Below are 330 nucleotides of genomic sequence, written 5' to 3' on the forward strand. Positions count from 1 at the left end.
TCGAACCAATGAGAGGAAGTGGAACCGCCTTCCTTGGCCGCAATCAAATCCATATACCGGCCCCAAACCATGTGGGTAGGATAAATATCCGCATTATAAACAGTAATTCCCTGTACAACGCGTTCCGTTCCGTCCGGCATGGTAATAAACCACCTTCCGTCCGCCGCCGTCTTGTTTACTGTGACATACTGCAACCATTCCGCCTTGTTTCCCTGGAAATTCTCATATCCCAGCACATTGACGGACTGATAATTTACACCGTCCCGGTAAGCACCTTCCGCCTGTGGATTGGAACCGCCCTTTTCCTTATAATAAGAAACCGTATCACGC

General features: G+C 49.1%; 1 protein-coding gene. It reads right to left on the reverse strand.

Annotation, left to right across the window (positions count from 1 at the left end):
- The coding region (locus AB5935_RS23825) for a hypothetical protein (RefSeq protein ID WP_368327645.1) at positions 1–330 on the reverse strand (330 nt) is incomplete at both ends.

It is taken from the genome of Phocaeicola sp. RTP21198st1_B8_RTP21198_201120, from assembly GCF_040929485.1.
In the GTDB taxonomy this organism is placed as follows: domain Bacteria; phylum Bacteroidota; class Bacteroidia; order Bacteroidales; family Bacteroidaceae; genus Phocaeicola; species Phocaeicola dorei.